The organism is Brevundimonas sp. PWP3-1b1 (assembly GCF_049896065.1).
GTDB classification, from domain to species: Bacteria; Pseudomonadota; Alphaproteobacteria; order Caulobacterales; family Caulobacteraceae; genus Brevundimonas; species Brevundimonas intermedia_B.
The window spans coordinates 540,819-565,308 of record NZ_JAFCTO010000002.1 but is presented as its reverse complement, the minus strand read 5'-3'; the positions used below and the strand labels follow the sequence as shown (position 1 = coordinate 565,308).

Sequence of the window (24,490 nt, the reverse complement as noted above, 5' to 3'; positions counted from 1 at the left end):
AAGGTCTAGCGCGTTCCAAACGCGGTCGGAACAGTGATTGACGCCGAAGCCGGGCGGTTCGACAACACAGACATGAAAAGCCCCGTCGCCATGCCGTCCTCGGCCGTGTCCCGCAACGCCCTAGGCGTCATCGCCACGGTGGCGGCCGGCGCCGCCGTCTATTGGCTGCGAGACATCCTGACCCCGCTGGCCATGGCCATCTTCCTGTTGATCATGATCGACGGGGTGAAACGCTCGGTCGAGGCGCGAACGCCGCTGAACCACCGTTGGGCCGGGATCGCCGCCCTGACCCTGGTGGTCCTGGCCTTCTTCGCCTCCATCGCCATCATCGTGAACGGCGCCGCCGGCTTCTTCGGCGAGGCCTCGGGCGTGTCCCAGAACATCGGCCCGCGCATCGATCAGATCATCCGCGACGTCTATGGGCTGGTCCGGCTCGACAATCCGCCGACGGCCCAGGACCTGATCAACGGCGTCGATGTGCGCGGCTATCTGACCTCCATGGCCTTCCAGGTGCAGGGGGTGGCGTCGGGCGCCTTCTTCGTCCTGGTCTATCTCGGGTTCCTGCTGGCCTCACAGGTCGGCTTTCGAAAGAAGATCGTCGCCATGTTCCCCCAGAAGGCCCAGCGCGACGAGGCGGTGGCGGTGTTCCAGCGCGTGCGCGGCGGGGTCGAGGGCTATATCTGGGTGCAGTCGGTGACGGGGGCGATGATCTGCGTCGTGGCCTGGATTCTGATGCGCGCGGTCGGGCTTCAGAACGCCGAGTTCTGGACCTTCGTCATCTTCATCGTCGGCTTCATCCCCGTGCTGGGCGGGGCCGTTGCGGGCCTCGCGCCGCCGCTGTTCGCCCTGGTGCAGTTTCCCAGCTACTGGCCGGCCTTGATCCTGCTGATCGGGCTGCAAGCCATCCTGTTCATCGTCGGCAATCTGATCCAGCCTCGCATGCAGGGCGACAACCAGAACATCGATCCGGTGGTGGTGCTGCTGGCCCTGGCGTTCTGCGGCAAGATGTGGGGCGTGGTCGGCATGTTCCTGTCCACGCCGCTGGCGGTCATGGCCATGGCCATCCTGGCCGAGTTCAGGGGCTCACGCTGGATGGCGATCCTGCTGTCCGGCGACGGCGAACCCTATGCCGACGAGACCAAGAAGACCGATGCGCCGAAAAGGGCCCGGCCCAAGTCGGAACCAGCACCGGAGGCCTGATCAGGGCTGCCAGCCGCTGATCTGGTCCGCGTCGCTGTCGCCGGCCAGGGCGCCGCGCGTCTTCTTCACCTCGGCCCAGGCGGCGCGCAACAGGGCGGGCACGCCTTCGCCCGACACGCCGGACACCAGCATGGGCCGCCGCCCGGCGACGGCCTCCAGTTCGGCGGCCTTTTCCTCGCGGGCTTCCGGCGTCAGGGCGTCGATCTTGTTCAGCGCCAGGATCTCGGCCTTGTCGGCCAGGCCTTCGCCGTAAGCTTCCAGCTCGCCCCGGATGATCCGGTAGGCCTCGACCACGTCGTCCTGGGTGCCATCGATCAGGTGGATCAGGCTGGCCGAGCGTTCGACGTGGCCCAGGAAGCGCGTGCCCAGGCCGGCGCCCTCGCTGGCGCCCTCGATCAGGCCGGGGATGTCGGCGATGACGAACCGCTCGGACGGCGACAGGTCCACCATGCCCAGGTTCGGCGCCAGGGTGGTGAACGGATAGTCGGCGATCTTGGGCTTGGCCGCGCTGGCGGCCGACAGGAATGTCGATTTGCCCGCGTTCGGCAGCCCCGCCAGACCAATGTCGGCGATCAGTTTCAGCCGCAGCCAGATCCAGCGTTCCTGGCCCTCCTGGCCGGGATTGGCGTAGGTCGGCGCCTGGTTGGTCGGCCCCTTGAAGCGCACATTGCCCCAGCCGCCGTTGCCGCCCTTCAGCAGCAGTTCCATCTTGCCGGGCGTGTCCATGTCCAGCAGGACGGTTTCCTTGTCCTCGTCCAGCACCTGGGTGCCGACCGGCACCTTCAAATGCACGTCCTCGCCCTTGCCGCCGTGCATCTGGCGGCCTTGGCCGTGGTGGCCGGTCTGGGCCTTGAAATGCTGCTGGTAGCGATAGTCGATCAGGGTGTTCAGCCCATCGACCGACTCGATCCAGACGTCGCCGCCACGCCCGCCGTCGCCGCCGTCGGGGCCGCCGTTGGGAATGAATTTCTCGCGTCGAAACGACACGGAACCGCCGCCGCCGTTGCCGGAGCGGATATAGATCTTGGCCTGGTCGAGGAACTTCATCGCGGGCTTATGCCGCAGAAGCGCGGCGAATTACAGACCTGCGCGCCTGGCGTTATCTCAGCGCCAGCGTCACCGTCTTGATGTCCACATATTCGTCGATGCCGTGGATCGAACCCTCGCGGCCGTAGCCCGACTGTTTCACTCCGCCGAAGGGGGCGACGGCGGTGGAGATCAGGCCGGTGTTGACCCCGCACATTCCCGCCTCGATCCGACGGGAAAAGCGCATGGCGCGGTCCAGGTCGCGGGTGAACAGATAGGAGGCCAGGCCGTAATCGCTGGCGTTAGCCTTACTCAGCACCTCGTCCTCGGTATCGAAGGCGAAGACTGGGATCATCGGGCCGAAGGTTTCCTCCTCGCGGAACAGTTCGTCGTCGCCGCCCAAGGTCACGGTCGGCTGGAAGAAGCGGCCGCCCAGTTCATGGCGCGCGCCGCCGGTCAGGACGCGGCCGCCGTCGGCCTTGACCGCCGCGACGTGCTTCTCGACCTTGTCGATGGCCTTGTCCTCGATCAGGGGGCCGACCTTGACGCCGTCTTCAAAGGCGGGGCCGACCTTGATCTTGGCCACTTCCGCCGCGAGCTTTTCGGCAAAGGTCTCTGAGACCGAACGTTCGACATAGACACGGTTGGGACAGACGCAGGTCTGGCCCGAGTTCCTGAACTTGCCCTTGATGGTCTCGGCCACGGCCAGATCCAAATCTGCGTCGGCGAAGACGATCAACGGGGCGGCGCCGCCCAGCTCCATCGACACCCGCTTCAACGTTGGGGCGCACTGTTCCGCCAGTTTGCGGCCCACGCCGGTCGAACCGGTGAAGGACAGTTTGCGGATTTCGGGACTGTCGGTCAGCACCTTGCCGATGGTCGCGGCGTCGCCAGTCACGATGGACAGGGCGCCCTTGGGCAGGCCCGCCTCATAGGCCAGTTCGGCCAGGGCGATGGCGGTGAAGGGGGTCTGGCTGGCCGGTTTCACCACGGCGGTGCAGCCGGCGGCGAAGGCGGGGCCCAGTTTCCGCGTCAGCATGGCGGCGGGAAAGTTCCACGGCGTGATCAGGGCGCACGGCCCGACCGCCTCGCGATAGGTCAGGATCAGATGGCCCAGCGGACTGTCCTGAGTTTCGCCGATCAGTCGCTCGGCCTCACCCGCGAACCATTTCAGGAAGCCGTTGGCGTAGGTCACCTCGCCCTTGGCCTCCTCGAACGGCTTGCCGTTCTCCAGCGCCATCAGCGCGCCCAGCCCCTCGACGTTGTCGTCGATCAGCGTGGCCCATTTGCGCAGGACGGCGGCGCGCTCATGAGGGTCGCTGCGGGACCAGGTCTTAAACGTCTCGGCCGCCGCCGCGATCGCCTGCTCTGTCTCGGCGGCCCCCAGGTCGGGGACATGGCCGATGATCTCGCCCGTCGCCGGATCGTCGACGGCGATCCCGGCGCCGTTCGCAGGAATGGGCTCTCCGGCGATCAGGGCGTGCTGGCGTAGCAGCGCAAGGCCGGCGTCGCGGGCGGTCTGGTTCACGGGAAGCTCCTATCGCAATCCTGAAACGAACAAGGCCCCGACGATGCGGGGCCTTGCAAGTCCAACGATGCAGCCGAGGCTGCGGTCGTCGATATTAGTTCTTGGCGTCTTGGGCGGCGCCGGTCACGGCCGAGCCGGCGGCTTGGGTGTCACGGCCAACGCCTTCAACGGTGTTGCAGGCGGCGGTGGTCAGGGCGGCGGCGGCGGCGACCAGAACGAAAATCTTGCGCATGAGGAAAGCTCCGAGGTTAGCCGGGGTGAAACTCCGCCGGTCTTGCCACATCAACGCGACGTCACGGCTCCGGTTCCGTTGATGGGCGCCTTGTCCGCCGGATCGACCGGCGCCAGGGCCTCCGGCGTGGCGAAGGTCATGCGGGCGATGGTGCCGCCGCCGGGGGGCGTATCGAACTCGGTCTCGCCGCGAAGCTGTTTGGCGAAGGCGCTCATCAGGGTGCGGCCAACCCCGACTTCGGCGCCGGCCTGCGCGCCCGGTCCGTCATCCTCGACTTCCAGCACCGATTTCTCGCCCTGGACGCGGAAGCGGACCTTCAGCTCGCCGCCTCTGCCGGCGAAGGCGTGCTTCTGGGCGTTCGTCACCGCCTCGACCAGCCACAGCGCAAGAGGCGCCAGCTTGTCGGGATCGACGTGCAGGGAATCCGCGTCCACCGAACTGATGACGACAGGCCCGCGTCCCGCCTCGCTCGCGACCAGTTGGCCCACCAGCTCGTTCAGGAACTCGCGCGCATCGGCGTGGCGGATGTCGTTGCTCTGGTAGAGGGTGCGATAGATCAGGGCCAACGCCGAGATGCGCTGACGCGTATCGCCCAGCGCCGCCTTGGCCGGGGCGTCTGTCAGGGCGCGCTGCTGCATCGACAACAGGGAAGAGATGATTTGCAGGTTGTTCTTCACCCGGTGGTGGATTTCGCGCATCAGCGCGTCCTTTTCCGCCAGGGCGTCGGTCAGCTCTCGATCTCGGACGGTTATGGCCTCGGCCATCTCGTCCAGCGTGCGCGCCATGGTGCGGATTTCGGCCGGGGCGTTCATCGCCTGCAACGGCCGCACCGAGAACCGCCCCCGCGCATAGATGGCCGCGACCCGCTCAAGATAGTCCAGCCAACGAATGAAGATGCGTTCGGACAGCAGCATCACCGCCGCAAAGGCCGTTAACCAGGCGCCTAGCGGCAGCAGCAGCGTGCCGATGGGATTGAGCCGCGCCCAAGACAACAGGCCGGGCGCCGGCGCCGACAGCAGGGCATAGAGGTCTCCGCCCGCCAGCGCCGCGCCGGCATAGTCGCGGCGATGGTTCTGCGCGTCCTTGGCCTCGAACACGGCCGAACCTTGATCACGAGCCCGCGCGACCCATCCAGCGATATCGTCTCCGTCAGACAGGCGGAAGGCGTCGGCGTCGCTGGCGGTCAGGATGCGGCCGGCGCCGTCCGTTAACGCGGCTTGCGAGCCCGAGGGCAGGGCGGGGTCCGTGATGTCGGGTTGCAGCTCAGACAGGGGAATGACGGCGACCATGGCCCCGTCGAACCGGCCCATCGGCCGTTCGGCGCGGGTCGCCACGATTAGCGCGCCTTGGTAGCCCGCGCTGTCCGGCGCACGCACGACGACCAGTTCCTCGCCATTGCGCAGACGCTGGAACCATGTGGCTTGTGCGGCAGGCGCGACCCCGGAACGCAGACCGTCCGTGCGACCGGAAGCGCAGACGGCTTCGCCCGTGGGGCTGATGCGATAGAGGCCTTCATAGCCTTCCAGCCGTCCAACGAGGGCGGTGAGGCGCGGCGCGCAATAGGGGCCCAGCGCATCGGGGCTGAGCGCGCGCAGCAGGACCTGGGCGCTGTCCAGCTGTGCCTTGGCGCTTGAGGCGCTGCGTTCGGCCGCCAGTTGCAGATCGACCTGACGGTCTTCTGCCTGTCGGCCGAAGTTCGCCTGGGTCTGTATCAGGCTGAGGACGAAGATCGGCAGCAGGGCCATGGCCATGGCCGCGCCCAGTCGAAAGCGAATGCCCTGAAACCGGTCAGTATTCCACGTACGACCGAGGCGCGGCCTTGAGGCGTCTCTGGTCGTCTCATTCACCGCAGGTCAGCTCCGGGCGCCGGCCAGCCTGTCGGCCTCGCCCAGGATCGAGCGCATGGCGTCGCCCGCCGCCTTGCCGTCGCGGCCATAGCCGCCTTTTTCCAACGTGGCCGCAAGCGCTCGGCGCGCCCGGCTGACGCGGCTTTTCACCGTGCCGACCGCGCAGCCGCAGATCTCGGCCGCTTCTTCATAGGCAAAGCCGCCGGCGCCAACCAGGATCAGCGCTTCGCGCTGTTCTTCGGGCAGGGTCTTCAGCGCCTGACGCAGCTCGTCCAGGGCGACGGGCGCCTCGGGATCGTCCACGGCGACCAGGGTCCGCTCGGCGGCTTCCTGGTCCAGCTGCGACTGACGCCACGAGCGCCGCTTCTCGGAATAGAATTGGTTGCGCAGGATCATGAAGGTCCAGGCCTTCATGTTCGTGCCCATCTGATAGGAGGCGCGCGCGTCCCACGCCTTCATCATGGCGTCCTGCGCCAGGTCGTCGGCGGCGGTCGGATCACCGGTCAGGGTGCGGGCGAAGGCGCGCAGATGCGGTATCAGCACCACCAGTTCGCGTTTGAAGCCTTCGTCGTCAGCCGACGCAGGCTTGGGGGCGGCCCCCAGGCGAGACGTACTCATGCGGCGCCATCCGCAGCCTTCGCATCGGCGCGTTTCAGGATGTCCAGAAACTCGTCGGGAACGGGTTCGTTGACGACTTCGTCGAACATATGCCGCAGCTTCACGCCGATGGCCTGCTGGCGAAGCCGAGCTTCTTCAAGCCCCGCCTCCCCCTTCGTATCGGCGCCCTTAGGGCGCGAGGAGTCGGTAGAATCAATCATAGACAGAGTACGCCCACCCAACGTTCATCGCGGAGATGCCCGCCGATAACGTCATCACCCCGCGAGGGTTCCTATGCCGCATCGATTTTAAGCTCAAGCTTCATCGAAACTGCGGAACCGTGGTGCGTATGATACGTTCAGACCCGCTGTATCGCTTTCCCTTGCCGGGACGGCGAAGATTTGTCGGGGACTATCTGAATGAGCCTTCTGGCCAGACTTGCGCCGCACCTGCCTTATGTGCGCCGTTACGCCCGTGCGTTGACCGGCGACCAATCCACCGGGGACAACTACGTCCGCGTCGCGCTCGAAGCCCTGGCGGCCGGCGAGCAGCAGCTGTCGGCCGATATGACGCCGCGCGTTGCCCTTTATCACGTCTTCCACGCCATCTGGTCGTCGACCGGCGCCCAGCTAGAAACCGGCACGCTTGAGACGACGGGTACCGATGCGTCGCAGCGTCTCCTGCGTATCGCCCCGCGCTCGCGCCAGGCCTTCCTGCTGACTGCGCTCGAAGGCTTCACCCCTTCGGAAGCCGCCCAGATCCTGTCGGCTGATCCGCGCGACGTCGAACGCCTGATCGCCGACGCCCAGTCCGATATCGACGCCGAACTGGCGACCGACGTGCTGGTGATCGAGGACGAGGCCATCATCTCGGCCGACATCCAGAGCCTGGTCAAGGAACTGGGTCACCGCGTCACCGGCACCGCCACGACGCATGACGAAGCCATCGACGCCGTCGCCCGTCACAAGCCGGGTCTGGTCCTGGCCGACATCCAGCTGGCCGACGGTTCTTCGGGCATCGACGCGGTGAAGGACATCCTGAAGACCATGGACGTTCCGGTGATCTTCATCACCGCCTTCCCGGAACGCCTGCTGACCGGCGAGCGGCCCGAGCCCACCTTCCTGATCACCAAACCGTTCCAGCCGGAAACGGTGAAGGCGGCGATCAGCCAGGCGCTGTTCTTCCATCCTTCGCGCCAGAAGGAAGCGGCGTAAGGCCGCAGCCCATCTTTCAGACGGAAAGGCCCCGTTCGCATCCGCGACGGGGCCTTTTCTTTTGCGCCGACAGAAAAGTCGCCACCATCGGGAACCGGTGTTCCGCCTCGCCGTTACCGGCATGCGGAGGCGGCGACGCCCCCCGACTTGATCAGCGATAGCCGATCATGCCGCCTCCGCGCCTCATTCTCGATGATGCCACTTCAAAGCGGTCCGCAAGGGCCGCTTTTTTCTTTGTCATGGCTCGACCGCCGGGCCCGCTGGGGCCAAGGTGGTGGTCAAAGAAAACGCACGGAGAGACGCGTATGGCTTCGGCAAGTGGCAAGACCAACCGTCAATGGGTGCTGCGTCAGCGGCCCAAGGGCCTGATCCAGCAGGGCGACCTCGAACTGGTCGAGACGGCGATCCCCGACCTGAAGGAAAACGAAGTGCTGGTCCGCACCGTCTATCTGTCGCTGGACCCGACCAACCGGACCTGGATGAACGATTCCGAAGGCTATCTGCCGCCGGTGGGCTTGGGCGAGGTCATGCGCGGCCTGACACTGGGCGTGGTCGAGGCGTCGCGGTCCAGCCGCTTCAAGTCCGGCGATGTGGTCATGCCGACCTCGGGCGGCTGGGCCGACTACGCCGTGGTGCCTGAAGGTGGCTTGCGCCCCGTTCACCGCGCGCCGGGCCTGCCGCTGACGGCCAATATGTCGGTGCTCGGCATGACCGGCCTGACCGCCTATTTCGGCGTCACCGACGTGCTGAAGGCCAAGGAAGGCGAGACCATCGTCATCTCGGCGGCGGCCGGCGCCGTCGGCTCCATCGCCGGTCAGATCGCCAAACAGCGCGGCTGCCGCGTCATCGGCATCGCCGGCGGGCCCGAGAAATGCGCCTGGCTGACCGACGAACTCGGGTTCGACGCCGCCATCGATTACAAGAACGAGGATGTCGGCGAGGCGCTGGACCGTCTGGCGCCGGACGGCATCGACCTGAACTTCGAGAACGTCGGCGGCGACATCATGATCGCCGTGTTCAACCGGCTGAAGGTTCACGGCCGCATGGCGGTCTGCGGCCTAGTGTCCTCCTATAATGCGACCAAGGCGCCGCCGTCGCCGAACTTCGCGCGCATCATCACCCACCGTCTTCAGGTCCAGGGTTTCCTCGTCCTCGACTATGCCCCGCGCGCCCGCGAGATGGTCGCCGAGATGGGGCCGTGGCTGGCGGACGGTCGGGTCAAGTGGAAGGTTCACGTCGACGACGGCCTGGACGGCGCCGTGGATTCTCTGAACCGCTTGTTCACCGGCGATCACGACGGCAAGCTGCTGGTTCGCGTTTCCGAAGAACCCGCCTGAAGCCGATACGGAAAGTCCCACCCATGAGCGATCCGCTGCACGTCCATTTCGAAGACCTGGAAGTGGGTCAGGTCGTGCCGCTGGGCGCCTGCGCCGTCGATCAGGCGGCGCTGGACGTCTTCATCGAGCGGTTCTCGCCGGGGTGGGACGTCGCCTACGGCGCGCCGGACGCCATGGTCTATGTGCTGTGGAGCCGTCTGGCGGCGGACAAATCAGGCGGCTGGGCCCAGACCAAGGTCCTGGCCGTCGACGGCCTGCGCTATATGCGCAATCCGCCCGCCGGCGAACTTCTGCGCGGGCGGATGACGGTGATGGGCAAGGACCCGGTCGGTGACGAAAAGGGCATCGTCATCGCCTCGCACGACCTGCTGGACGAGTCCGGCAGGCTGGTCTTCTCGTGTCTGACGCGGGCCCTGTTCTCGCGTCGCTGAAACGAAAAACGCCCCGCCGGAGAACCGGCGGGGCGTCTGTCGGTCTTTAAAGGCCGGGGCTTAGTTGACCGAAGTCGGAACCTGAGCCTGGCGCAGGAAGGCCAGGGCGATCAGGCGGTCCCAACCGACCAGCGACACCATGTGGGCGTAGATCTGGCCCAGGGCGCCGTTGTCGCGCAGCTCGACCAGCTTTTCGGCGGGCAGGGCGCGCAGCTTGTCTTCCGAAACGGCGTAATATTCAGCCAGCTTCTGCGGTTGGCCCGGCGTGCCGTCGGCGTTGCGGGGGGTGAAATTAGCCTCGCGAATGTCCAGCAGGTCCAGATCGTTGATCAGCTTCATGAAGCCGTCGGTGCGTTGGCGCTCCTGCTCGAAGTTGTTGCAGAACTCCATCGCCATACTGGTGTAGTCGCTGGGCTGGCCATCGACGAACAGCGGGTTCTGGCCGCCCTCGGCGACGATCGAGGCGCCGCGGTCGATGCACAGGATCAGGCGCTGGTTCTGCTTGTCGTCGGCGAAGACGAACGGATAGCGGCGCACATAGGCCGGCACATAGGCATCGCCGCGGAACTCGCCGTCGTCGGCGACGAACAGGTTCTCGCCCTGACGCAGACCCATGACCACGACGGGCTGGCGGTTCTCGCCGGTGAAGATGATCGGATAGGACAGGGCGGCTGCCGAGAACTCGGTCACCGTCAGCGGCACGACATTGGTCTGCGCCACGAAGGCGTAGGGCTTGTCGCTCGGATTGACGCCCAGGCCGCCGTGTACGCTCTGATCGAGCGGCTCGGGGTTGACGTAGAAGAGGACGTTGCCTTCGAGCGGCGAGTTGTTCGTGTCGGTCATGAAGCGAGGGCGCTCTGATTGGAGATATGAGGCGGGCCTTCTAGCCCAACCCTGCCCACCCGGCAAACCCGCGATGCTTCAGTTGCGATACCGGTCGCCAGCCATTAGCTGTGGCGCATGGGTTCCGCCTGCGATCACGATCACGACCATTCCGGCCTGAACGGCGGCGCGCTGGATCGCGCTCTGGCGGCAGCCGAGGCGCGCGCGGTTCAGCGGGGCGAGCGCATGACCGCCCAGCGCCGCCGGGTTCTGGCCCTGTTGCTGGAAACGGGCGAGCCGGTGAAGGCCTACGACCTGATCGCTCGCTTTGGCGAAGATGGTCAGGCCGCCAAGCCTCCGACCGTCTATCGCGCGCTGGAGTTCCTGGAGCGGCTGGGCATGGCCCACCGCATCGCCTCCATCAGCGCCTATGTCGCGTGCACCGACGACGGCGACGCCGCCCATGCCGCCGCCTTTTTGATCTGCGACTGCTGCGGCGCGACGCGCGAGGTCAGCGGCCCGGATCAGAGCGCGATGAACGCCGCCGCCGCCGCCGCCGGCTACGCCATCGCCCGCACGACCATCGAGGCGCACGGCCGTTGCGCCGCGTGCCGCGAGGCGGCGTAATCATGGATGCGGCGCTGATGTCTCCCCCTCGGCGCCTGTCGGTCCCCATCGACAACCGCTGGGGCGCCGGCGAGATGGCGGTGCTGGATTTCGGCGATCCCAAACGCCCGGTCGATCTGATCTTCTCCCACGCCAACGGCTTCAACGCCGCCACCTATCGCAGCCTGCTGTCGCCGCTGTCGGCCTCCTTACGTATCTGGGCGCCGGATCTTCGCGGTCATGGCCGCTCGGCCCTGCCGGTCTTCACCCGGCCCAAGACCAGTTGGCTGGATCATCGCGACGATCTTCTGGCCCTGGTGAAAGCCATCGACGGCCCGCCGGTGGTGATGGCCGGCCATTCGATGGGCGGCACGGCGTCTCTGATGGCCGCCGCCGTGAAGCCGGATCGCGTGTCCAGCCTGGTGTTGTTCGATCCGGTGATCTGGAAAAAGTCGGCGGTCTTCGCCTTCAACCTGCCCTTCGCCCACCGGCTGATGGGCGCGATCCCAATCGCCAAGACGACGCTTCGCCGCCGCAGCCTGTTCGACAGTCGCGAGCAGGCCATGGCCGCCTATCGCGGGCGCGGCGCCTTCAAGGGTTGGCCCGACATGGTTCTGGCCGACTATTTGTCGGAAGGCCTGACTGAGCAAAATGGCGAGGGGGAGGGCGGCTTCAACCTGACCGCCACGCCGGCTTGGGAGGCGGCCAACTATTCGGCCCAGGCGAATGATCCCTGGCGGGCGATGCGGCGCTACCCCGGGCCGGTGCGCATCCTGAAGGCCGAGCACGGTGCCCTGACCCATGTGCCGATCGCGCCTCGGGGACTGCCCAACGTCACGGTCGAGGTCGTGTCCGGCGGCGGACACCTGTTTCCCATGACCCACGCCGATATCGCCCGCGACGCCCTGTTCGACGCCGCCGTCTGAAACGATTTCTGTAGGCTGAACAAACACCCGCGCTATAAGGGCGCCGCTGAGCAAAACTCCCGCCGCCCGAGACGCCGCTTGTCCTTCTTCCACGCCGGTCCCGCGCCCAAAGGCGCCGGCCCCCGATCCGGGGCGCTGCGCGATGGCCTGACCCTGGCGCCGGGCATGAAGGTCGGCCTGTTCGGCGGCTCCTTCAACCCCGCCCATGACGGCCACGCCCATGTCGCCGAGACCGCCATGCGTCGCCTGGACCTGGATCGCGTCGTCTGGCTGGTCTCGCCGCAGAACCCCTTGAAGGACGCGCGCCACAGCGCGCCGCTGGACGAGCGTATGGCCTCGGCGCGCCGGCACGCGCGCGGTCCCTCGATGATCGTCTCGGACTTCGAGACCCGCGCCGGCGTCGCCTGGACCGTGGACACCCTGCGCCTGCTGGTCGCGCGGCATCCCGGCGTGCATTTCGTCTGGCTGATGGGGTCGGACAATCTGGCCAGCTTCCATCGCTGGAGAGGCTGGACCGACATCATGCGGCTGATGCCCGTGGCGGTAATCGCCCGGCCCGGTTCGCTGCTGGACAGCCGCACGGCGCCGGCCGCCGCCCGTTTCGCCGGTTTCCGCATTCCGGCCCAGCAGGCCGGCCTGTTGCCGACCCTTGAAGCGCCCGCCTGGACCTATTTGACGGCGCCGCTCAATCCCCTGTCCTCGACCGCGATCAGGACCTCGACGGGGCGACGCGCGGTCTCGTGATCGCCCGATGATTCGGGCGCCGGTTCACGTTGCGGCCCATCCGTGCTAGAGGGCTTCTTTAGTCATCGCTCCCGGAGCTCTCCGCTGACCCCCTCGCCCGCGTATGATACGCAAGACGCCGCCGTTTCGAATACGGCGCACGAGATGGACCCTATCGAACCTCTCCATACCGAAGATGAATCTGATTTCGACGCCGCGCCGCGCGGTTTCGACGATTCCGCTCCTCGTCCCGTCGGCTCCACGCCGCTCGAAGAAGCCATTCTGAGCCGTCTCGACGAGGACAAGGCCCAGGACATGGTCCTGATCGACCTCAAGGGCAAAAGCGCCATGGCCGACACCATGATCGTGGCGTCCGGGCGTTCGCACCGTCACGTCGGCGCCATCGCCGACCACCTGTTGCGTACGCTGAAGGAAAACGGTCTGGGCAAGGCCAAGGTCGAGGGCCTGCCGCATTGCGACTGGGTCCTGATCGACGCCGGCGACGTGATCGTGCATCTGTTCCGCCCGGAAGTGCGCACCTTCTACAATATCGAGAAGATCTGGGCCGTCGATTCCGCCCACCGCATGGTCCGCGACTAAGACCGTGAAGTTGAGCATCGTCGCCATCGGCCGACCGGGCCGGGGGCCTGAGGCGACGCTCGCCGACGACTACGCCAAGCGCGCCACCCTGTCGGGACGCGCGCTTGGCCTCGGTCCCCTCGAACTGATCGACCTTGAAGCCCGCAAGCCTGGCAAGGCGCCGGAGGCCGAGCTGATCCTCGCGGCCGCAGAAGGATCGCACCTGATCGCCTGCGATGAACGCGGCCGGACCTATTCCTCGCGCGCCTTCGCCGACCACATCGCCAAGCTGCGCGACCAGGGCGAACGCCGCCTGGTCTTCGCCATCGGCGGGGCGGACGGGTTGGACGAGAGCGTGCGCGCCGCCGCGTCCTCGACCCTGGCCTTCGGTCCGCAGACCTGGCCCCACGCCCTGGCCCGCGCCATGCTGGCGGAACAACTCTATCGGGCCGTGACCATCCTGGCCGGATCGCCCTATCATCGCGACTGACATGCGTCGCGCCGCCACCCTTTCCTTCGCCCTGATAGCGGGTTTCGTCTGCGCCGTTCCGGCGATGAGCCGTCAGGCGCCCGAAAGCGAGCTGTCGCGCATCCAGGCCGAATATCGCGACGAGACGGTGCGGGCGCGCCGCCTGCGCGCCGACGCCGACGCCGCCAAGTCCGAACTGGCCCAGCTGGAGCGCCGCCTGGCCTCCCTGCGCGCGGATGAGCAGACTGACGACCGCCAGATCGACGATCAGCGCGCCCGCCTGCAGCAACTGACCGAACGTGAGGCCGAACTGGTCACCGACCTGGCCCGCGAACGCGGCGCCCAGGGCCGTCTGCTCAGCGCGTTGCAGATGATGAGCCGCCGCCCGCCGCCGCCCCTGCTGGTGCCGGCCGACAAGGCCATCGACACGGTGCGCGCCTCCATCCTGCTCAAGGCGATGACGCCGGACCTGGAAAACCGCGCCAAGGCCCTGGGCGCGCGTCAGGCCGAGATCATGCGCATCCGCCGCCTCGCCGTCCTGTCCTCCGAACGGCTGCTGACGACCGAGAGCGAACAGGGCGACCGGCGGGGCGAGATCGAGGGTCTGACGTCGCGCAAGACCGCCCTGACCGCCGTCTTGAACGCCGAGGCCCGCGCCGCCGAACGCGCCTCCGCCGTGCTGGAACGCCGCATCCGCGAACTGGGCGGGGCTGTGCCCGCGACCCAGGCGGCGGAAACCCCTACGGCCCGCCTGCCCGCCGGCCGCGCCCGCCTCAGCTCGCCTATCCGCGGCGCGCCCAGCCAGACCTGGGGCGCGGGAACCTCCGGCTGGCGCTGGCGCGCCGACCGGGCGGCCGTGACGGCCCCCGCCGAAGCCAAGGTCGCCTATGCCGGGCCTCTGACGGGATGGGGCAATGTGGTGGTGCTGGACCTCGGCCCCGGCTGGCGCGCGGTCATCGCCGGCTTGGACAGCGTGGATGTGGGATCGGACGCCCGCGTGTCGGACGGCCAGACCCTGGGCCGCAGCGGCCCGGACGGCGACATCTATTTCGAGCTGCGTCGCGACGAACGGCCCATCGATCCGGGGCCGTGGTTGCAGTGAACCTGCAATAGTCCTTTGCATTCTCGTCTGACGCTGATTTTATCGGCGGAACGCTGCGTCGCCACGATTTGGTCGTGTCTGCACCGCCTTACCCTTCCCACGGGCGCCTTGAATGATCGGCCCGACCGAAAGAGACCGAATGCGTAAACTGCTCCTCGTCGGCTGCGCCGCTCTGGTGCTCGGCGGATCCGCCGCTGCTGTCAGCAGCCAGACCCCCCGCAACGAAACCTTCCGCATGCTGGAGCTGTTCGGCGACGTCGTGGGCATCGTCGAGCAGGCCTATGTCGTGCCGGTCGACAACAAGAAGCTGATCGAGGCCGCGCTGGCCGGCATGATGACGGCGCTGGACCCGCACTCCAACTATCTGCCGCCCTCCAACTACGACGAGCTGCGCGAGCGCACCGAGGGCCAGTATTCGGGCGTCGGCCTGACCATCAGCGCCGACGGCGGCATGGTGAAGGTCATCTCGCCGATGGACGACAGCCCCGCCGCCAAGGCCGGCGTCCAGGCGGGCGACGTCATCTCGTCGATCGAGGGCCAGAACGCGGCCGGCCTGACGGTCAGCCAGGTGTCGGAAAAGCTGCGCGGCGAGGTCGGCACCAGCGTCAAGGTCACCTTCCTGCGCGACGGCGAGGACCCGCTGGAGGTCGTCCTGACCCGCGAGGTCATCAAGGTCCAGTCGGTCACCGGCCGGGTCGAGGGCGACTTCGGCTATCTGCGCGTCTCGACCTTCAACGAAAACACCGGCCGCGAGCTGAACGAGGCCATCGCCAAGATCAAGGCCGAGAAGCCAGCCGTGAAGGGCTATGTCCTGGACCTGCGCAACAATGGCGGTGGTTTGCTGAACGCCGCCATCGACGTGTCCGACGCCTTCATGGAGCGCGGCGAGATCGTCAGCCAGCGCGGCCGCACGCCCGAGCAGATCCAGCGCTATTCGGCCAAGCCCGGCGACATAACAGGCGGCCTGCCGCTGGTGGTGCTGGTCAACTATGGCTCGGCCTCCGCGTCCGAGATCGTCGCCGGCGCCCTGAAGGATCACCAGCGCGCGACCGTCGTCGGCCTGACCAGCTTCGGCAAGGGGTCCGTCCAGACGGTGATCCCGCTGCGTCAGGGCCAGGACGGCGCCCTGTCGATCACGACCGCGCGCTACTACACCCCGTCGGGCGCCTCGATCCAGAAGATCGGCATCGAGCCGGACCTGGAGGTGGCCCGTTCGGAAGCCGAGGCCCGCATCGTCTCGCGCTCCAGCTTCATCTATTCCGAAGCCGCCTACGCCACGGCGCTGGACGCCTCCATCGGCGCCGAGCGCAAGGGACCGCACACGCCGCGTGAAGCCCCCGGCGAAAGCTTCGACAAGGAAAAGGACTATCAGCTGGAACGGGCGCTGGACGTGCTGCGCGCCGGCGGCGACCTGACGAAACTGTCGGCTGCGCCCGAAGGCGTCGTCGTCACCGAGCCGGGTTCGACGCCCAAGCCCGACGCCGAGCCGGCGGCGGACGAGCCGAAGGAAGAATAGGACGGGAAGGGGCGGCGCGACCCCGCCCCCGTGTCAGTCGGAACAGGGGTCAGTCCACATCCGAGAGAAATTTGGCGAGGTTGGGCGCGTTGAGGTTCTCTGGACACGTCGGTGCCCGCGGTGGCTCAAACACGTAGAGCGATGCTTGGACGGCGACATCGCCTTGGCTCGTCCGCAACTGCGTTCTCCGTAGAAAGAAGCCCGCTGTCGTTGCAGCGTCGTCAGTAAAACTTACGACGAAATGAGAATACACTGAGAAATCTTGATCGACCTTCGTCAGAACCAGACATTGGTCGGCCGGGACCAAGTCAATTTTCTCCGTATCATCGAATCCCACCTCGCGAAGCTTAGCGATCGCATCAAGATAGGGGGCGCACCTCGGATGGTGGAGATTCTCTTGAGTCAGCCGATATCTGCCACCCTCCGCCACGCCGAATCCGGGCGTGAAAGAGGGCTTTCCATCCAAGAGGATATCGATACTGTCTAGGTTTAGAGCCTGCATGTAAGCGACATGCTCGTGCGTGATTTTGATAGGCAGAAGACCTCTGGCCGCAGGCGTACCGACGGCTTGCCCATCACTCTCCATCACGAGCAATCGTGTGACATGATCTACTGGGGCAAACTGTTGCGTCCGACCGTCGCGTTCGCAGCTTTTCCACCCCTCCTCAATCGAGGCGGGCGGTACGCTACCGCTAAGCATCGCGATTGCCAAAAGTGATGTCGCAATCGTCATGCAGATCGATCCACCTGAGACAAACAGGCCGTTTCCAAGATTGCTGGAACGACCCCTTGCCCCTTAAGTCGGCGAGCCGCTGCGCGCGCTTGGGGAAAGCCGAGATAGGTGATGGGCTGCCCCGCACCCCCAGCTAGACGATCTTCTCGGATGACGGTGCGTGTCCGTCCAGACACCTCAAAGAAGGTCAATGCGCAGGCGTCCGACTTCGGAAAGCCTGCTCTCCCTGCCTCAAAGCGCCTTGCGATCTCGAACTCTTTTACACCAGGGTCGCCAAAGACCATCAACTCCTCGGTCGAGAGGGTCTCATGGCTTCGGACCTCGACTGGAAGTTGCGTCTCGCTGATGAACAGGTCCGCCATGGCGTTCTCGGTCGTTGTACAGGCGGCGAGCGATGCAATCCCTAGAGCGACGCAAAGCCTCTGCGACCAAGCCTGCAGGCCAGCGCGGCCCCGGCAAACAGAATTCTTTTTTCGGTTCATCTTTCGCTCCCGCAGCCTCCACCGCTCGCGCCATGCTCGGCTGCATCAGCGCTTGTTCCCTATTCCAGTGGTCAACTTCGTCACAACTCCGGAAACCGACGCTGTCAGCCATTGCTGTTTTTCTTGCGCCTACGACAGTCGGTCGCGGAAGGCGGAATAGTCGAACTCGCGCACTGTCGTCAGCGCGTCCGTCTGCGAGTTCCACAGCACGATGGACGGCAGCGGCACGCCATTGAAGGTGTTGGTCTTCACCATCGAATAGTGGGCCTGGTCCAGAAATGCGATCCGCGTTCCGGGCGTCGGCCGTTCGGCGAAGACGTAGTCGCCGATGATGTCGCCGGCCAGGCATGACGGCCCGCCCAGCCGCACCGTCACCCCATGCTCCGGCTCGTCCAGCAGCGCGGGGCGATAGGGCGCCTCGATCACATCCGGCATATGGCAGGTGGCGGAGATGTCGGTGATGCCGATGGGCATGCCGTTGTCGAAGACGTCCAGCACCTCGCCGATCAGGATGCCGGCGTCCAGCGCCACAGCCTCGCCCGGCTCCAGATAGACCTGAACCCCGTGCCTGTCCTGCAGATCGCGCACGAAGGCGATCAGATCTTCGGTCTGATAGTCGGCTCGGGTGATATGGTGCCCCCCGCCCAGGTTCAGCCATTTGATCCCGTCCAGTAGGGGCGCCAGCTTCGGCTCCACGGCCGCCCAGATGCGCGACAGCGGCTGGAAGTCCTGCTCGCACAGGGCGTGAATGTGCAGGCCGTCGACGCCGGACAGATGCTCGGGCGTCAGTTGCGACACCGGAAAGCCCAGCCGCGAACAGGGCTGGGCGGGGTCGTATTTGGCGACCTCGCCTTCGGAGTGTTCGGGGTTCAGCCGCAGGCCGATCTCGAACACCTCGCCGTCGGCGCGCGCCTGGGCGATCAGGTCGGCGAAGCGGGCGATCTGGGCCGGGTTGTTGAAGATGACGTGGTCCGACAGACGCAGGATCTCGGGCAGGTCCTGCGCCGTGTAGGCCGGTGAATAGGTCGTCAACTCGCCCTTGTAGAACTCGCGCGCCAGCCGCGCCTCCCACAGACCTGAGGCGCAGACCCCATCGAGGTATTCGCCGATCACGTCGGCCAGCGACCACATGGAGAAGGCCTTCAGGGCCAGCAGAACCCGCGCGTTTCCGCGCGTCCTGACGTCCTGAAGGACCGACAGGTTGCGACGCACCGCCGCCTCATCGACCACGAAGGCGGGCGAGGGGACGCGGTTCAGATCGAACCGGGCGAAGGCGCCCGGTCCGCCGGCTTGGGTTTGCATGGCCATGGTCTGAGCCTTAGAAGTCGAGAGGGGCGTCCAGGTCCTGAACCTTCCACGGCAGGCCGTGCTTGTTCAGCATGTCCATGAAGGGATCGGGATCCAGCTGTTCCATGTTGAACACGCCCGCGCCCTTCCACTGGCCGGTCAGCATCAGGGCCGCGCCGATCATGGCGGGGACGCCGGTGGTGTAGCTGACGGCCTGGTTGCCGGTCTCGGCATAGGCTTCCTGGTGGTCGCAGATGTTGTTGACGTAGACCGTCTTCTTGGCCCCGTCCTTCACGCCCGTGGCGATGGTGCCGATGTTGGTCTTGCCCTTGGTGATCGGACCCAGCGACGACGGTTCGGGCAGCAGGGCCTTCAGGAACTCGATCGGAATGATCTCGCGGCCCTGGAACATCATCGGCTCGATGGAGGTCATGCCGATGTTTTCCAGCACTTCGAGGTGCTTCAGATAGCTGTCGCCGAAGGTCATCCAGAACCGGATGCGCTTGATCTCGGGGTAGAATTTCGCAAGCGATTCCAGCTCCTCATGGTACATGAGGTACATGTTCTTCTGACCCACGCCCTCGAAGTCGAAGGCCTGTTTGTGGCTCAGCGCCGGACCCTCGACCCACTGGCCGTTTTCCCAGTGACGCGACGGGGCGGTCACTTCGCGCAGGTTGATCTCGGGGTTGAAGTTGGTCGCGAACGGCAGGCCCGTGTCGCCGCCGTTGCAGTCCAGGATGTCCAGCGTCTCGATGGAATCCAGCAGGTGCTTCTTGGTGTAGGTCGCGAAGACCGAGGTCACGCCGGGATCGAAGCCGGAGCCCAGCAGCGCCATCAGACCGGCTTTCTCGAACCGCTCCTGATAGGCCCACTGCCACTTGTATTCGAACTTGGCCTCGTCGCGCGGCTCGTAGTTGGCGGTGTCGAGATAGTTCACGCCGGCGGCCAGACAGGCGTCCATGATGGCCAGGTCCTGGTAGGGCAGGGCCAGGTTCACGACCAGTTCGGGCTGCACCTGTTTGATCAGGGCGGTGGTCGCCGCAACATCGTCGGCGTCGATCTTGGCCGTGTCGATGGTGACGCCAAAACGCGACTTCACGGATTCGGCGATGGCGTCGCACTTGGACTTGGTGCGGCTCGCCAGGGTGATATGCGAGAAGATGTCCGCATTCATCGCCATCTTGTGGACCGCGACCGAACTGACGCCGCCTGCGCCGATAACCAGCACCTTGCTCATGCGTGCTTCTCCTGAAGTCAAAAACGTTGGCGACATCGCCGCCCCTATAAAGGGCGGGGCTCTTAGCACGATGATGACAATCCGCTAAATGCCGTGACGAAGATCAGGATTAAAGCGTGACCGACTCGCTCCGGTTGCCTTCCGCCTTGTTTTCCTTCATAAGCCGCCGCTTCCGACGCAAGTGAACCTGCGTCTCCACCATCACGACAGCTCTTTTGTCGTGCTACCGCGCTTCGCGCTGCTTGAGCACAGCCCATTCGGGCTCAAGTAGGCCGCAAGGCCGATAGCCCAAAAAAGAGAACGAGGATGGCGAGAACCCTCTGCCGACGTGATCGTCGCCAGAGGTCGTTGTCGTATGGAGCCGTTTCACCCGTCGCTACGAGGTAGTGAATGTTCGAGGCTCTGAACGAGCGGCTGACAGGCGTCTTCGACCGGATCACCGGGCGCGGCGCCCTGTCCGAAAAGGACGTCGCCGAGGCGATGCGCGAAGTGCGCGTGGCCCTGCTTGAGGCCGACGTCGCCCTGCCGGTCGTCAAGGAATTCATCGCCTTCGCCACCGAACGCGCCACCGGCGAAGAGGTCATCCGTTCGGTCAGGCCGGCCGATCAGGTGGTCAAGATCGTCTATGACGGCCTGATCGAGATGCTGGGCGGCGAAGAGCCGGTCCCGCTCAACACCAACGCCAATCCGCCCGCCGTGGTGCTGATGGCCGGCCTGCAGGGGTCGGGCAAGACCACGACCTCGGCCAAGCTGGCGCTGCGCCTGACCAAGTTCGATCGCAAGAAGGTCATGATGGCCTCGCTGGACACCCGTCGTCCGGCCGCGATGGAACAGCTGGCCCAGCTGGGCAAACAGATCGACGTCGCCGTCCTGCCCATCGTGGCGGGCGAGAGCGCCGTCCAGATCACGCGTCGGGCGCTGCAGTCGGCCAAGCTTCAGGGCTTCGACGTCCTGATCCTCGACACCGCCGGCCGCATCACCCTGGACGAGGGGCTGATGAACGAGGTGGCCGAGGTCGCCGAGATCGCCAAGCCCATCGAGACCCTTCTGGTCGCCGACAGCCTGACCGGCCAGGACGCCGTGCGCACCGCCGCCGCCTTCCACGCCCGCCTGCCCCTGACCGGCCTCGTCCTGACCCGCGCCGACGGCGACGGTCGCGGCGGCGCCATGCTGTCGATGCGGGCCGTCACCGGCTTGCCGATCAAATATCTGGGCGCCGGCGAAAAGGTCGATGCGCTGGACGTGTTCGACGCCCGCCGCGTCGCCGGCCGCATCCTGGGCCAGGGCGATATCGTCGCCCTGGTCGAGAAGGCGTCGCAGGACCTGGACCAGGCCAAGGCCGAGAAGATGGCCCGCAAGCTGGCCAAGGGTCAGTTCGACCTGGACGACCTGGCCGGCCAGCTGCAGCAGATGAAGCGCATGGGCGGGCTTCAGGGCATCATGGGCATGCTGCCCGGCGTGGCCAAGATGAAGGGCCAGATGGCCGAAAGCGGCATCGACGACCGCATGATCCTGCGCCAGGAAGCCATCATCTCCTCGATGACCAAGGCCGAGCGCAAGAAGCCGGATCTGCTGAACGCCAGCCGCAAGAAGCGCATCGCCGCCGGCGCCGGCGTGGACGTGCAGGACGTGAACCGGGTCCTGAAACAGCACCGCCAGATGGCCGACGTGGTCAAGTCGATGGCGCGCGGCGGACCCAAGAAGATGCAGCAGATGGCCGCCATGCTGGGCGGTCTCGGCGGCGGTGGCGGCATCCCCGGAATGGGGGGCGGCGGCCCGGATCTGAACCGATTGAAGGCCCTGGGCGGCGGCAAGACGCCGGAAGCCAGCGCCGACGAACTGAAAGCCATCCAGGACCGGCTCGCCGGATTGGGTGGCGGACAACTTCCGGGAGGCTTGCCTGGCCTGCCGGGCTTCCCTCCCAAGAAATAACGACTTCCTAGAAAGAGACCTGAAATGCTGAAGATTCGTCTGGCCCGCGGCGGCGCCAAGAAGCGCCCCTACTATCACATCGTCGTCGCCGACTCGCACTCGCCGCGCGACGGCAAGTTCATCGAGAAGGTCGGCAGCTACAACCCGATGCTGCCCAAGGACGGCGCCACCCCGCGCGTCGCCCTGAAGGTCGAGCGTATCGCCGAATGGCTCGGCAAGGGCGCCCAGCCGACCGACCGCGTCGCCCGCTTCCTGTCGCAGGACGAGACCCTGGGCCAGAAGGTCAAGTGGACCCAGTCCAACAACCCGAACAAGGCCCAGCCCGGCAAGAAGGCGCAAGAGCGCGCCGCCGAACGCGCCCAGCGCGAAGCCGACCGCCTGGAAGCCGAAGCCGCCGCCAAGGTCGAAGCTGCTGAAGCCGCTGCCCGCGCCAAGGAAGAAGCCGCTGCCGCTGCCGCCGCTCCGGCTGTCGAAGAAGCCCCGGTTGAAGAAGCGCCTGCCGCTGAAGCCGCCGCCGAAGACGCTCCGGCTGCTGAAGAAGCGACCGAAGAAAAGGCCGAAGGCTAAGCCTTTCGGTTTGAAGATGATCGAGGCGGCGTCTTTGGACGCCGCCTTTTTCATGGGCTAAGGACGACCATGACCACGGACAGCAGATTGATCCTCGTCGGCCAGATCGGCGGCGCTTTCGGGGTGCGGGGCGAGGTGCGGGTGACCGCCTTCACCGCCGATCCGCTGGCCCTGACCGCCTATGGCCCGCTGCTGCGCGCCGACGGCACGGTCGCCCTGACCCTGACCTCGACGCGGCCCGACAAGAACGGCGTCGTCGGCCGGGCCAAGGAGATCACGACCAAGGAACAGGCCGACGCCCTGCGCGGTCTGAAACTGCACGTCCCCCGCGACCGTTTCCCTGAACCGGACGAGGACGAATTCTACCTCGCCGACCTGCTGGGGATCGAGGTCCGCGACACGACGGGCGCCGTCATAGGCACGGTCAAGTCGGTCCAGAATTTCGGCGCCGACGACATGCTGGAGATCGCCCCCGCAACCGGCGGCCCGACCTGGTATCTGCCCTTCACCAAGGAGGCGACACCCGAACTGCACTTAACCGACGGCTGGCTGCTGGCCGCGCCGCCGACCGAGGTGGGCGAGCGCGAGCCGGACTAGGCGTCTTCCACCGGCGCGTCGCCGACGTGCTTCTTGATCGACTCGATCGCCCGCTTGGCGCCCGACTTGTCGGAATAGCCCTCGGTCGAGAAGATGACTTCGGAGTTGAACTTGAAGCGGACGCGGTATTCGCCGGCCTTGTCCTGATAGACTTCGAACTTGTGCGCCATCGGGCGTCTCCGTTTGCAACCGCTGATCGGTCACGGCCAAGCTGGCATCGTCTCCCGTACGGTTCCAGACACAAGCCCGCGATCAAATGGCGCCGGCGACTGTTGCGAACGTCGCCGAAGGCTCCAACATACAGGCCTCAACTCGCCGAGGCCCGCCCATGACCGACCTGTCCGCCTTCCCGATCACCCAGCGCTGGCCGGCCCAGCATCCCGACCGCATCCAGCTCTATTCCCTGCCGACGCCCAACGGCGTGAAGGTCTCGATCATGCTGGAGGAGGTCGGCCTGGCCTATGAGCCGCACCTGGTCGACATCACCAAGAACGAGACCTGGGGGCCGGAGTTTCTGTCCCTGAACCCCAACGGCAAGATCCCCGCCATCCTCGATCCGAACGGGCCGGGCGGAAAGCCCCTGGCCCTGTTCGAATCCGGCGCCATCCTGATCTATCTGGCCGAAAAGACCGGCAAGCTGCTCTCAGCCGACCCCACGACCCGGTACGAGACGATCCAGTGGGTCATGTTCCAGATGGGCGCCATCGGCCCGATGTTCGGCCAGCTTGGCTTCTTCCACCGCTTCGCCGGCAAGGACTATGAGGACAAGCGCCCGCGCGACCGCTACGTCGCCGAAAGCCGCCGCCTGCTGGGCGTGCTGGAGACAAGGCTTGCCAATGAAGGAGGAGAGCCCCGAGACTGGATCGTCGGGGACTACTCCATCGCCGACGTCGCCACATTGGGCTGGGTTCGCAACCTGATCGGCTTTTACGAGGCGGGCGAGATCGTCGGCTTTGCGGACTTCCCGCGCGTCGCCGCCTGGCTGGAGAGGGGTCTGGCGCGCCCCGCCGTGCAGCGCGGACTGGAGATTCCGGCGCGTCACTGAACCGTCGTGCCCGGTGGGCATTATCTGACGACACAAACAGGAGCGCGACGGATGGGTATCTTTTCTTCGATCTGGAACAAGATCACGGGTCACAAGCCCAAGGCGGCCCCCGCACCAGCGCCGACGCCGACCGCCAGCGTTCCGACGCCCAGCACTGCACCGACGCCCACCGCTGCACCTGCCCTGCCGCCCGTCGATGTCGAGGCGGTGCTCAGCGATCTGGCGGCGTCCAAGGGCGGCGGCGGCAACTGGCGCACGTCGATCGTCGATCTGCTGAAGCTGCTGGACCTGGATTCCAGCCTGGCGGCCCGCAAGGAACTGGCGGAAGAGCTGAACGTCCATGCTGGCGAGCACGGCTCGGCCGAACAGAACATCGCCCTGTCCAAGGCGGTCTGGACCAAGCTCGCCGAAAACGGCGGCCACGTTCCCGCGTCGCTGCGCGACTAAGGCGTCTC

At 66.3% G+C, this 24,490-nt stretch carries 28 protein-coding genes; 16 read left to right on the top strand and 12 right to left on the bottom strand.

The genetic code is table 11. The features are described from left to right. Nucleotides 1-33 precede the first annotated feature (33 nt). Nucleotides 34-1,200, top strand: a complete 1,167-nt coding sequence (locus ACP69V_RS14660) for an AI-2E family transporter (protein WP_426024506.1) — start codon at nt 34-36, stop codon at nt 1,198-1,200. Here ACP69V_RS14660 and obgE read toward each other — a convergent pair whose 3' ends face one another. From obgE to ACP69V_RS14630, 6 genes are all read right to left on the bottom strand, one after another. Continuing rightward, nucleotides 1,201-2,247 carry a GTPase ObgE gene (obgE, locus tag ACP69V_RS14655; RefSeq protein ID WP_426024505.1) on the bottom strand — a complete coding sequence of 349 codons (1,047 nt, stop codon included), beginning with the start codon at nt 2,245-2,247 and terminating at the stop codon, nt 1,201-1,203. 52 nt (nt 2,248-2,299) lie between these two features. After that, a complete protein-coding gene (locus ACP69V_RS14650) occupies nt 2,300-3,754 on the bottom strand; it encodes an NAD-dependent succinate-semialdehyde dehydrogenase (RefSeq protein ID WP_426024504.1) in 1,455 nt (484 codons plus the stop codon). A gap of 94 nt (nt 3,755-3,848) precedes the next feature. Further along, a complete protein-coding gene (locus tag ACP69V_RS14645; protein ID WP_184279633.1) occupies nt 3,849-3,986 on the bottom strand; it encodes an entericidin A/B family lipoprotein in 138 nt (45 codons plus the stop codon). Nucleotides 3,987-4,036: 50 nt separating this feature from the next. Further along, nucleotides 4,037-5,737 (bottom strand): sensor histidine kinase, encoded by a 1,701-nt coding sequence (locus tag ACP69V_RS14640; protein WP_426024503.1) that lies wholly within the window; start codon nt 5,735-5,737, stop codon nt 4,037-4,039. A gap of 102 nt (nt 5,738-5,839) precedes the next feature. Beyond that, entirely contained in the window at nt 5,840-6,451 is a 612-nt protein-coding gene (locus ACP69V_RS14635) for a sigma-70 family RNA polymerase sigma factor (RefSeq protein WP_135194501.1), read from the bottom strand. After that, nucleotides 6,448-6,651, bottom strand: coding sequence for a NepR family anti-sigma factor (locus tag ACP69V_RS14630; protein WP_135194502.1), 204 nt, complete (start codon nt 6,649-6,651; stop codon nt 6,448-6,450). The genes ACP69V_RS14635 and ACP69V_RS14630 overlap by 4 nt, the downstream gene beginning before the upstream one ends. Before the next feature lie 198 nt (nt 6,652-6,849). Here ACP69V_RS14630 and ACP69V_RS14625 point away from each other — a divergent pair, with 198 nt between their 5' ends. From ACP69V_RS14625 to ACP69V_RS14615, 3 genes are all read left to right on the top strand, one after another. Further along, entirely contained in the window at nt 6,850-7,644 is a 795-nt protein-coding gene (locus tag ACP69V_RS14625; RefSeq protein WP_135194503.1) for a response regulator, read from the top strand. A gap of 305 nt (nt 7,645-7,949) precedes the next feature. Then, nucleotides 7,950-8,981, top strand: a complete 1,032-nt coding sequence (locus ACP69V_RS14620) for an NADP-dependent oxidoreductase (RefSeq protein WP_426024502.1) — start codon at nt 7,950-7,952, stop codon at nt 8,979-8,981. A gap of 23 nt (nt 8,982-9,004) precedes the next feature. Continuing rightward, complete coding sequence (locus tag ACP69V_RS14615; RefSeq protein ID WP_135194505.1) at nt 9,005-9,412, top strand: acyl dehydratase; 408 nt, start codon at nt 9,005-9,007, stop codon at nt 9,410-9,412. Between the two features lie 60 nt (nt 9,413-9,472). On the opposite strand, the gene ACP69V_RS14610 is transcribed toward ACP69V_RS14615, so the two are convergent. Beyond that, on the bottom strand, nt 9,473-10,255 hold the full coding sequence (locus tag ACP69V_RS14610; protein WP_426024501.1) for a SapC family protein: 783 nt from the start codon (nt 10,253-10,255) through the stop codon (nt 9,473-9,475). Nucleotides 10,256-10,372: 117 nt separating this feature from the next. On the opposite strand from ACP69V_RS14610, the gene ACP69V_RS14605 reads away from it, so the two are divergent. The 7 genes from ACP69V_RS14605 (at nt 10,373) to ACP69V_RS14575 (ending at nt 16,155) form a co-directional block, all read left to right on the top strand. Beyond that, nucleotides 10,373-10,861, top strand: a complete 489-nt coding sequence (locus ACP69V_RS14605) for a Fur family transcriptional regulator (protein ID WP_135194507.1) — start codon at nt 10,373-10,375, stop codon at nt 10,859-10,861. 17 nt (nt 10,862-10,878) lie between these two features. After that, nucleotides 10,879-11,766: an alpha/beta fold hydrolase gene (locus ACP69V_RS14600; RefSeq protein WP_426024500.1), complete on the top strand. Its 888-nt coding sequence runs from the start codon at nt 10,879-10,881 to the stop codon at nt 11,764-11,766. 78 nt (nt 11,767-11,844) lie between these two features. Beyond that, complete coding sequence (locus tag ACP69V_RS14595; protein ID WP_426024499.1) at nt 11,845-12,510, top strand: nicotinate-nucleotide adenylyltransferase; 666 nt, start codon at nt 11,845-11,847, stop codon at nt 12,508-12,510. Between the two features lie 144 nt (nt 12,511-12,654). Then, a complete protein-coding gene (rsfS, locus tag ACP69V_RS14590; protein ID WP_135194508.1) occupies nt 12,655-13,089 on the top strand; it encodes a ribosome silencing factor in 435 nt (144 codons plus the stop codon). 4 nt (nt 13,090-13,093) lie between these two features. Continuing rightward, nucleotides 13,094-13,558: a 23S rRNA (pseudouridine(1915)-N(3))-methyltransferase RlmH gene (gene rlmH, locus ACP69V_RS14585; protein ID WP_135194509.1), complete on the top strand. Its 465-nt coding sequence runs from the start codon at nt 13,094-13,096 to the stop codon at nt 13,556-13,558. A 1-nt stretch (nt 13,559) separates the two neighbouring features. Next, nucleotides 13,560-14,639: a murein hydrolase activator EnvC family protein gene (locus ACP69V_RS14580; RefSeq protein ID WP_426024498.1), complete on the top strand. Its 1,080-nt coding sequence runs from the start codon at nt 13,560-13,562 to the stop codon at nt 14,637-14,639. A gap of 139 nt (nt 14,640-14,778) precedes the next feature. Next, nucleotides 14,779-16,155: a S41 family peptidase gene (locus ACP69V_RS14575; protein WP_426024497.1), complete on the top strand. Its 1,377-nt coding sequence runs from the start codon at nt 14,779-14,781 to the stop codon at nt 16,153-16,155. Between the two features lie 49 nt (nt 16,156-16,204). Here the strand turns inward: ACP69V_RS14575 and ACP69V_RS14570 are convergent, their stop codons facing one another. The 4 genes from ACP69V_RS14570 to ACP69V_RS14555 form a co-directional block, all read right to left on the bottom strand. After that, entirely contained in the window at nt 16,205-16,888 is a 684-nt protein-coding gene (locus ACP69V_RS14570; RefSeq protein WP_426024496.1) for a hypothetical protein, read from the bottom strand. Then, nucleotides 16,885-17,250 carry a hypothetical protein gene (locus ACP69V_RS14565; protein ID WP_426024495.1) on the bottom strand — a complete coding sequence of 122 codons (366 nt, stop codon included), beginning with the start codon at nt 17,248-17,250 and terminating at the stop codon, nt 16,885-16,887. The genes ACP69V_RS14570 and ACP69V_RS14565 overlap by 4 nt, the downstream gene beginning before the upstream one ends. 249 nt (nt 17,251-17,499) lie before the next feature. Then, nucleotides 17,500-18,678: a carboxynorspermidine decarboxylase gene (locus tag ACP69V_RS14560; RefSeq protein WP_426024494.1), complete on the bottom strand. Its 1,179-nt coding sequence runs from the start codon at nt 18,676-18,678 to the stop codon at nt 17,500-17,502. Between the two features lie 10 nt (nt 18,679-18,688). Beyond that, nucleotides 18,689-19,894, bottom strand: a complete 1,206-nt coding sequence (locus ACP69V_RS14555; protein ID WP_426024493.1) for a saccharopine dehydrogenase family protein — start codon at nt 19,892-19,894, stop codon at nt 18,689-18,691. A gap of 390 nt (nt 19,895-20,284) precedes the next feature. On the opposite strand from ACP69V_RS14555, the gene ffh reads away from it, so the two are divergent. From ffh to rimM, 3 genes are all read left to right on the top strand, one after another. Continuing rightward, the gene (gene ffh / locus ACP69V_RS14550; protein ID WP_426024492.1) at nt 20,285-21,826 is read left to right on the top strand and encodes a signal recognition particle protein; all 1,542 of its coding nucleotides are present in this window, start codon (nt 20,285-20,287) and stop codon (nt 21,824-21,826) included. Between the two features lie 24 nt (nt 21,827-21,850). Further along, nucleotides 21,851-22,393 (top strand): 30S ribosomal protein S16, encoded by a 543-nt coding sequence (gene rpsP / locus ACP69V_RS14545; RefSeq protein WP_426024491.1) that lies wholly within the window; start codon nt 21,851-21,853, stop codon nt 22,391-22,393. A 69-nt stretch (nt 22,394-22,462) separates the two neighbouring features. Continuing rightward, nucleotides 22,463-22,990, top strand: coding sequence for a ribosome maturation factor RimM (gene rimM, locus ACP69V_RS14540; protein ID WP_426024490.1), 528 nt, complete (start codon nt 22,463-22,465; stop codon nt 22,988-22,990). On the opposite strand, the gene ACP69V_RS14535 is transcribed toward rimM, so the two are convergent. Beyond that, entirely contained in the window at nt 22,987-23,160 is a 174-nt protein-coding gene (locus tag ACP69V_RS14535; protein WP_426020544.1) for a YegP family protein, read from the bottom strand. The genes rimM and ACP69V_RS14535 overlap by 4 nt on opposite strands. A 158-nt stretch (nt 23,161-23,318) precedes the next feature. Between ACP69V_RS14535 and ACP69V_RS14530 the strand changes: the two genes are divergently transcribed. Together ACP69V_RS14530 and ACP69V_RS14525 are read left to right on the top strand one after the other, a co-directional pair. Continuing rightward, nucleotides 23,319-24,035 carry a glutathione S-transferase N-terminal domain-containing protein gene (locus ACP69V_RS14530; protein WP_426024489.1) on the top strand — a complete coding sequence of 239 codons (717 nt, stop codon included), beginning with the start codon at nt 23,319-23,321 and terminating at the stop codon, nt 24,033-24,035. A 51-nt stretch (nt 24,036-24,086) separates the two neighbouring features. Continuing rightward, nucleotides 24,087-24,482 (top strand): DUF3597 family protein, encoded by a 396-nt coding sequence (locus ACP69V_RS14525; protein ID WP_426024488.1) that lies wholly within the window; start codon nt 24,087-24,089, stop codon nt 24,480-24,482. The last annotated feature ends 8 nt before the right edge of the window (nt 24,483-24,490 follow it).